1 pseudogene is annotated in these 225 nt (G+C 54.2%); it reads left to right on the top strand.

The window, feature by feature from the left end:
* Nucleotides 1-144, top strand: a pseudogene (locus ALO64_RS26150) (replication initiation protein); the annotation flags it as partial.
* Nucleotides 145-225 lie beyond the last annotated feature (81 nt).

The raw sequence follows: 225 nt of genomic DNA, 5'->3' as shown, positions 1-225 counted from the left end.
ACTACCCCACCCGTTCAGGCCCCCGTTGGTCAACCTGCTGATGGCCGCGCCTCGGGTGTGCAATATGGTGTACATCAGATATCTGCGGTCCCGCAGGGGCCGCAAGCCGGGAAGCCCTTAAAGACAGAACATGAGGATGGTTGATGCATAGGCATTTTGAAATTCCTATGCATCAAGCTGACGCTATGGAAGGAGGCGTCATGCTTTCATAGCGATGTGTAGGAA

Source organism: Pseudomonas meliae, assembly GCF_001400515.1.
Classification (GTDB): Bacteria; Pseudomonadota; Gammaproteobacteria; order Pseudomonadales; family Pseudomonadaceae; genus Aquipseudomonas; species Aquipseudomonas amygdali.
This window is presented reverse-complemented; position numbering and strand designations above follow the sequence as displayed.